This window comes from Gilliamella sp. CG35 (assembly GCF_046635745.1).
Lineage (GTDB): Bacteria > Pseudomonadota > Gammaproteobacteria > Enterobacterales > Orbaceae > Gilliamella > Gilliamella apicola_I.
Genome location: NZ_JBIDFH010000043.1, coordinates 1 through 1,457, shown reverse-complemented (window position 1 = coordinate 1,457; position 1,457 = coordinate 1). Strand labels below are relative to the sequence as shown.

General features: G+C 39.6%; 1 pseudogene. It reads left to right on the top strand.

The annotated features are described in order from the left end of the window. Positions 1-1,457: pseudogene (locus ACGH4F_RS09590) on the top strand (hypothetical protein); the annotation flags it as partial.

The window sequence follows — 1,457 nt, the reverse complement described above, 5'->3', positions numbered from 1 at the left end:
TCAACGGGTTTTGTTTTAGTTCGTCATCTGCTTGAAATGGAACGAATTGAAGAAGCGACCCCGCCAGCGACACCAACCCCAACAACCCCAACACCACCAACGGCAGAAAGTCAGTCATCCCCTGAGGCAGCTACAAATAGCTCAACTGAAAATTCAACGGCACCGGCAGCGAATGCATTACCGTCGTCAAATACATCGCCAGCCACGACAACACCGGTAACGACATCACCAACGGGCACGAATACTAATACCAATACGCCAACGACAACCGGTGACGCATCAACAGCAAGTACACCGCCTGCTACTGAAACGGCTAAACCTAAACAGCCCGGTCATAAGCTGTATTTTTATAGTTTATATATGCATTTGGCGGATACAAAGTACTATGAGGATAACCCCAAAGAGCCTGCGCCGGCATTTTGGGAGCAAGATATTTATCGGGTTACTGAAAAAGGTTTAGATTTTGTTGAAGGATTAAATATTCGAAAGAAGCCTGACTCAAAAAAAGGTGAGATTCTTGCAGTTTTACAAGCGGGCACCAAAGTGGAATTGAATCTTGAGTTACATACCGAAGATTATAAATGGTATGCGGTGACCTCATTAAAGGAAGGCTATTGTTCAATTCCGGTATTAACGCCTTATGAGCATGAAGGAAAGCAGATTATCGGTTGGGTTTTTAATGACACTAAAAAGCAGCTCACGGAATCTGAATTTGATATAAAAGGTAATGATAAAACTTTTGCTAAATCAAAAGGACTGAGAGTCAGGGATGAAAGTAAAAAAAACATACTGACTATGTTACCCAAGGGAACCCAAATAAAAATAAGTGGTAAGAAAAAATCAAAAACGTTTGTTGAATTAGCTCAGATAGTCCGTGACGGGCAACCGACCATTCCTTTATCAGAAGGAAAAAAACTCGTATGGAGCGATAATCTTGAAAACATCACCCGAGGAAAAGAATATAATCAGGTAGTGGTATTAGATAAACCGCATCCAATCAAAGCCGGTGATTTAGTGGGGCATATTGGCCATAATCAAAATAAAGGCATCAGCAAACAAAAAGATAAAGACGGTAATTATATCGATATAGCGACTTTACCGCTAAAAACAGGTTTAACAGCAAGTCAATATAAACCAAGTTTACATGTTGAATGCTTTACTTGTGACGATTTGCCGACGTTCATCACCCAAACGCAGACAGAGTCAGGTAAAATACCCGATGAAGATAAAACATTGGTTGGCATATCAAAAGGTGCAAAATTACTGGCGTCAGCATCAGAATCGGATACGGAAGTCGGTGAGCGTCTTAAAGACTCGGAAATAAAAATATTAAGTAAAGAACAGAATATCAACTGGTTACAAATAGAGATTCAAACATCGAAAAGTGAAACTAAAACATTATGGATAGAGAATAATAAAGAGATACAGGATAAACTAAAAGAAAAAGGTAATCTAAA